A 6,340-nucleotide genomic window follows, 5' to 3' on the forward strand; every position below is an offset into this window, starting at 1 on the left:
GTGTTGTTGTCGGTGATGTATGAGGTGCCTTCGCGTGAGGATGTGGGTCAGGTGATCATTACGCGGGAGGCGGTGCGTGAGCACGTGAATCCGACGATCGTGCCTCGGGCCCAACTCCGCCGCGCCCCCGAGCGCCGCGACCGGTCCGCCTGAGGGCCGCGCCGCCTCCCGCGCCCGGACGCCCCCGGTCGGGGAAGGGTAAAGACCCGGTCGACCACGGAACACGCCGCCCGCCGCGCCCCCTCCGACCCCGTCCCGGTGTGAGACTGCGGGGAGGAGGTGGGCACATGGACGAGGCGGCCCCGATCAGCGAGGAGGAGTTGCTGTTCGAGGACTTGGTCAGATCGGTACACGGCTGCGCCCCGATCGAGGTCCTCCAGGTCGCGGGCCGCTACGGGGAGCGGATCGGGCTCAGCGACATCACCCTGTACCTGGTGGACCTGCAGCAGCGGCTCCTCACCCCGTTGACCGGTGGCCCGGACCTGGACGTGGACACCACCACGGCCGGGGAGGCCTACCGCTCCGAGACGCTGCGCCTGGTCGAGGGCGACGGCGAGCTGAGCCTGTGGCTGCCCCTGCGCGACGGGGCCGACCGCATGGGGGTGCTGCACGTCAGGACCCCGGTGCTGGACGAGCCCACGCTGCGCCGCTGCCAGACGCTCGCCTCGCTCCTGGCCCTGGTCGTCACCTCCAAACGCGCCTACAGCGACACCTACGTCCGCCACACCCGCACGCGGTCGGTGGAACTGCGCACCGAGATGCTGCGGGCCTTCCTGCCCCCGCGCACGCTCGGCACCCGCTGGGGCGTGTCCACCGCGGTCCTCGAACCCGCCTACCGGCTGGGCGGTGACGCCTTCGACCACTCGATCACCGGGGACACCCTGCACGCCGCCATCCTCGACGCGATGGGGCACGACCTGGCCTCCGGGCTGACCGCCTCGGTGGCCATGGCCGGGGCCCGTAGCGCGCGGCGCAACGGGGCCGACCTCGCCGAACTGACCGGGAGCGTCGAGCGGGCGCTCGTCGAGTGGCTCCCCGACCGCTTCTGCACGGCGGTCTTCAGCACCCTGAACCTGGCCACCGGGGAGTTCTCCTGGGTCAACTGCGCCCACCCCACGCCGCTGCTGCTACGGGAGAACCGTCTGTTGGAGGACGCCCTGGAACGGCCCGCCGAGGTGCCGCTCGGCCTCGGCGGGGTCCTGGACACCGACCGGCGGACCGTGCACAGGGCCCAACTCGAACCCGGCGACCGGGTGCTGCTCTACACCGACGGTGTGACCGAGGCGCACGACAGCGAGGGGCGCATGTTCGGCCTCGAACGCTTCGCCGACTTCATCATCCGGGCCACCTCCGCCGACGAGCCCGCGCCCGAGACGCTGCGCCGCCTCATCCACGCCATCCACGGCCACCAGCGCGGTGACTTCAACGACGACGCCACCATCATGCTGCTGGAGTGGCACCCCGACGGCGACGGCAAGTCCCGCTCCCGGTACTGCTGAGCGGAGCCCCCGTCACCACAGGGCGAGGACACGGCTGGGGCCGCCGGAGGCGTCCAGGCCCGGCATGACCCCGATGGTGAGCAGCGCCCCGCTGGGCGGCAACCGTTCCAGCCCGGTGAGCGCCTCCAGCCCCCACCGGTCGGCGCGCCCCAGCACCTCGTGCGCGGGGAAGTCGGCGGAGGAGCCCGGGTCGGTACTCAGGGTGTCCACGCCGACCCCGGCCACGCCGCGCTGGCCGACGAGGAACTCGCAGGCGTCCGCACTGAACCCGGGGAAGTGCCAGGAACCGTCGTCGGCCGCCCCGCGCACCGCCTCGTCCCCCTCGGCCCAGCGGGCGCTCCACCCCGAGTGCATCAGGACCGCCGCGCCCGCGGGCACCCTGCCGTGCACCCGCTCGAAGGCCAGGACGTCGTCCACCGTCACGGTGGTGTCGGGGTCCTCGGCCGCGCGGGCGCGGACGTCGATCACCGCGGCGGGGGCGACCAGTTCGTGCGGTCGGATGTCGGCGACCATGCGCCCGCCCCCGATCACGTGCCCGGGTGCGTCCAGGTGGGTGCCCGAGTGCTCGCCGAGCGTCCAGCGCTGGAGGTAGAAGCCGAACTCCCCCTCGGGGGCGGGGCCGGAGACGGTCTCGCGCCGGGGCTTGTCCTCGTCCCAGGAGGGCATCGTCGGCGACAGCACGTGGCTGAGGTCGGCCACGTTGCGAAAGCCCTTGGGCCAGGGGCGGGAGCTGGTCGGAGCGCTGGGCGGTCCGGCGGGGACCGAGGCGGCGAGGCCGGTCCGCGCGCGGACGGTCTCCCCGGTTCCGTGCAGGCACATGAGGGGTCCTTCGTCATCGGTTACCACTCCCGTATGCCCCCCGGCTCGCCCGGGCAACCACGTCCCGATCGGAGGGCCGCCCCCGCGTTGGGCCCGGCACGCCGAGCGCCCGGCCGAAGGGGTCTTCGGCCGGGCGCCGTGCGTCGGGGCCCGCGCGGACGGCCTCAGCGCCTCCGGGGCTGCGCCGCCGCACTACTTCTTGGATTCCTCCAGACGCAGGGCGATGCCGATCGCGAAGAACGTCGGAGCCCACTCACCGACGAAGATCCCCCAGCGGTCGGCACGGTCCATCCCGGCCTTCTCACCCTTCAGGGAAGCGAACCAGGACACGAAGGACAGGCCCACTGAGGCGATCCCGGCACCGTAGGCCATTTCGGACGTAACGCCCATCTCGGACAGTTTGGCGATCATGCTTCTCCTCGCGGTCGTGACTTGGCGTACTCCTAGGGCCACTGCCCGGCGCGGGTCGCGGGCAAGCTCCACAGCAGGTCAAGCCTGCCCAAGGAGAGCCTTGTCCGGCGCGGCGCGCGTCCGTCCGAAGGGTCAGGACTTTGGAAAACCGGATTAAGTGAGGTTAGACTAACCTTGGTTCTGCCGGGATTCTCCCGTTCTATCCTCCGTGTTCCCCTCGGGGTCCCTGACCCCTGCGCGGAAACGGCCCGCCAACGCGGTGCGGCCCCTCCCCGTGACGAAGAAAGCAGTGCGCCCATGACCTCCACCGTCGGCCGCCTCGGCGGTATCGGACTGACCGTCGTCCTCGCCCTCGCGCTCACCTCCTGCGGCAACGCGGAGGAGGACACCGCAGCCAGCGAGGGCGGTGCCACCGCCGAGGACGGCGCCTTCCCGGTCTCCATCGAGAGCGCCCTCGGCACCGCCGAGATCCCCGAGGAGCCCGAGCGCGTGGTCACCCTGGGCCAGGGCTCCGCCGAGACCGCCATCGCCCTGGGCACCGTGCCGGTCGGCATCGAGAGCTACGAGTGGGGCAGCGACGACACCGGTTACCTGCCCTGGATCCACGAGGCGGTCACCGAGGCGGGCGAGGAGCTGCCCACCCAGTTCGCCGGCGCCACCGACATCGACTTCGAGGCGATCATCGAGCTGGAGCCCGACGTCATCCTCTCCCCCTGGTCGGGCATCACCCAGGAGCAGTACGACATCCTGAGCGACATCGCCCCCACGGTCGCCTACCCCGACCTGCCCTGGAGCACCGACTGGGACCAGCAGATCGAGATCATCGGCGAGGCGCTGGGCCAGCCCGAGGAGGCCCGGGGCCTCATCGAGGACATCGAGGCCCAGTTCGCGGAGGCCGCCGCGGAGAACGAGCAGTTCGCCGACCTGACCTTCTCCTACATCTACACCGACGGCCCCGGCACCCTCGGGGTGTTCCTGCCCGACGAGCAGCGCGTGGCCATGGTCCGCGGCCTGGGCCTGACCGTGGACCCGGTCGTGGAGACCTTCCCCGAGACCGAGGGCACCGACTCGGCCGTCATCGGCCTGGAGAACGCCGACAAGCTCGCCGACAGCGACCTGGTCTTCACGTTCTACACCGACGCCGAGACCCGCGCCGAGATCGAGGCCCAGGAGCTGTACGCCTCCATCCCCGCCGTCGAGCGCGGCTCCGTGGTCGCCCCCGACGACACCTCCTTCGTCACCGCCTCCTCGATCATCAACCCGCTGACCGTTCCGTGGGTCATCGACCGCTACGTGCCCATGATCGAAGAGGCCGCCGCCAACGTCGAGGACTAGTCCTTCCATGGTCAGGGCCAACACGCGCTCGGCACCGCCCCGCACGGGTCCCGCCCGCGCCGTGCTCATGCTCGGCGCGGGCGCCGCGACCCTGGCCGCGGCGGTCCTGCTCAGCCTCGTCCTGGGCAGCAAACCGATCCCGTTCGCCGACGTGTGGGCGGTCTTCGCGGGAGGGGCGGACCCCTACACCGCCACGGTGGTGGAGAGCCGCTACCCGCGCACCCTCCTGGGGGTGGTCGCCGGTGCCTCCCTGGCCTTGGCGGGCACCCTCATGCAGGGCGTCACCCGCAACCCGCTCGCCGACCCCGGCCTGCTGGGCGTCAACGCCGGAGCCGCGGCCGCGGTGGTCACCGCCACCGCCCTGTTCGGCTCCACCTCCGTCCTGGGCACGGTCGGGTGGGCGCTGCCCGGGGCCCTGGCGGCGGGACTGGCCGCCTACACGGTGGGCAGCCGCGGCGGCGACGGCGGCATGGTCCGACTGGTGCTCGCGGGCGCGGTGGTCTCCGCCGTGCTCTACGCCTACGTCCAGGCCGTGACGCTGAGCATGCCCGAGACCTTCGACAGCTACCGGTACTGGGTGGTCGGCTCCCTGGGCGGACGCGGCTACGACGTCGTCTGGGCCGTGCTGCCCGTGGTCGGCGCCGGGACCCTGCTGGCCCTGCTGGTCTGCGGCGGCCTCAACGCCCTGGCCCTGGGCGAGGAGGCCGCTCTCGCCACCGGGGCCAACACCTTCTGGGTCCGCTCCGCCGGACTGGTCGCCGGCACCGTGCTCGCCGCCGGGGCCACCGCCGCCGCCGGCCCCATCGCCTTCGTCGGCCTGGCCGTACCCCACGTGGTGCGCTCGCTGGTCGGCGTCGACTTCCGGCTGCAGGTGCCCTTCGCCCTGCTGGTGGGGCCCACCCTGCTGCTGCTCGCCGACGTGGTCGGCCGTACCGTCGTCCGCCCCACCGAGCTCATGGTGGGTGTGGTCACCGCCTTCGTCGGCGCGCCCGTGCTCCTGTACGTGGTGCGCAGGATGCGGAGTACACCATGACGCGCACCCTGGGACCGGTCCCGGGCACCGCCCGCGCGGCGGACCCGGACGAGACGGCCGTCCGGCCCCCCGGGCCCGTGCTGCGCCTGGGCCCCGTCGCCCTGCCCCTGCACCCGCGCTCACTGCTGTGGGGCGCCCTGCTCCTGGTGCTCCTGGCCGCCGCCGCGGCGGCCACGCTCTCCCTGGGCGGGCTCGGTGTCCCGCTCACCCGCCTGCCCGCCGTCGTCACCGGCGCGGGGGAGGCCACCGAGACCTTCGTCCTCAACCGGCTGCGCGGACCCCGCCTGACGGTGGCCGTGGGCACCGGCGCCGCCCTGGGCCTGGCGGGGGCGCTCTTCCAGTCCGTCACCCGCAACCCCCTGGGCAGTCCCGACGTCATCGGCCTGGGCGCCGGGGCCGGAGCGGGCGCGGCCTTCGCCGCCCTGGTCCTGCCCGGCGTGATCCCGGTGCCGCTGGGCGCCCTGGCCGGAGCGGCCCTGGCCATGGTCGTGGTGGCCACGGCCACCGGGACCGGGCTGCGCCACCCCGGCCGCCTCATCGTCGCCGGTATCGGCGTGGCCGCGATGGCCCAGGCCTTCACCCACTTCGTCGTGTCGGTGATGGCCCGCGACCAGGCCACCGTCCTGTCGGCCTACGTCAACGGCAGCCTCGGCGCCCGCTCCTGGGAGCACGCCGCCACCATCGGGGCGGTCCTGCTGCTGGTCGTGCCCCTCGCCGCGCTGCTGGCCGGGCCGGTCGCCCTCAACGAGATGGGTGACGAGCTCGCCGACGCCCTGGGCGCGCGGGCCGCCGCCACCCGTACAGCCGCCGTCACCCTGTCGGTGGTCCTGTCGGCCGCCGCGGTGAGCGTGGCCGGGCCGATCGCGTTCGTGTCCCTGACCGCACCGCAGATCGCCCGCCGCCTCTCCGCCGCGCCCGGACCCAACCTCGCCCTGTCCGCCCTGGTCGGCGCCCTACTGCTGGTCGTGGCCGATCTGGCCGTGCAGCAGTCCCCGGTCGGTGACGGGCTGCCGGTGGGCGTGTTCACCATGGCCTTCGGCGGGGTGTACCTGGGTTATCTGCTGGTTCGTGAATGGCGAAGGGGAGTGCTGTGAGTCCGGTGCTGTCGGCGCGGGGTCTAACGACGTGGTGCGCGATAGCTGACATCCCGGCCTGAGCATGCGAACGGCCGTGCGGGACGATCATGATTGTGACGTCAAAATGGGCCCGCACGGCCTTGAGCCATCGTATCTGCACCGGGATC

The 6,340-nt window shown here is 73.0% G+C and carries 6 protein-coding genes and 1 pseudogene; 5 read left to right on the top strand and 2 right to left on the bottom strand.

All coding sequences use genetic code 11. The features are described 5' to 3' along the window. Nucleotides 1-153 (top strand): annotated as a pseudogene (locus FYW95_RS28570) (ATP-dependent Clp protease ATP-binding subunit ClpX); the annotation flags it as partial. A 134-nt stretch (nt 154-287) separates the two neighbouring features. After that, a complete protein-coding gene (locus tag FYW95_RS27325) occupies nt 288-1,499 on the top strand; it encodes a PP2C family protein-serine/threonine phosphatase (RefSeq protein WP_159945470.1) in 1,212 nt (403 codons plus the stop codon). Nucleotides 1,500-1,511: 12 nt separating this feature from the next. On the opposite strand, the gene FYW95_RS27330 is transcribed toward FYW95_RS27325, so the two are convergent. Both FYW95_RS27330 and FYW95_RS27335 read right to left on the bottom strand, forming a co-directional pair. Next, on the bottom strand, nt 1,512-2,318 hold the full coding sequence (locus FYW95_RS27330) for a cyclase family protein (protein WP_159945471.1): 807 nt from the start codon (nt 2,316-2,318) through the stop codon (nt 1,512-1,514). Nucleotides 2,319-2,510: 192 nt separating this feature from the next. After that, on the bottom strand, nt 2,511-2,729 hold the full coding sequence (locus FYW95_RS27335) for a hypothetical protein (RefSeq protein ID WP_159945472.1): 219 nt from the start codon (nt 2,727-2,729) through the stop codon (nt 2,511-2,513). Nucleotides 2,730-3,026: 297 nt separating this feature from the next. Here FYW95_RS27335 and FYW95_RS27340 point away from each other — a divergent pair, with 297 nt between their 5' ends. From FYW95_RS27340 to FYW95_RS27350, 3 genes are all read left to right on the top strand, one after another. Continuing rightward, on the top strand, nt 3,027-4,064 hold the full coding sequence (locus FYW95_RS27340) for an iron-siderophore ABC transporter substrate-binding protein (RefSeq protein WP_159945473.1): 1,038 nt from the start codon (nt 3,027-3,029) through the stop codon (nt 4,062-4,064). 7 nt (nt 4,065-4,071) lie between these two features. Continuing rightward, complete coding sequence (locus FYW95_RS27345; protein ID WP_159945474.1) at nt 4,072-5,097, top strand: FecCD family ABC transporter permease; 1,026 nt, start codon at nt 4,072-4,074, stop codon at nt 5,095-5,097. 77 nt (nt 5,098-5,174) lie between these two features. After that, nucleotides 5,175-6,191 (top strand): FecCD family ABC transporter permease, encoded by a 1,017-nt coding sequence (locus tag FYW95_RS27350; protein ID WP_370462448.1) that lies wholly within the window; start codon nt 5,175-5,177, stop codon nt 6,189-6,191. The last annotated feature ends 149 nt before the right edge of the window (nt 6,192-6,340 follow it).

The organism is Nocardiopsis sp. FR4, assembly GCF_009830945.1.
Classification (GTDB): domain Bacteria; phylum Actinomycetota; class Actinomycetes; order Streptosporangiales; family Streptosporangiaceae; genus Nocardiopsis.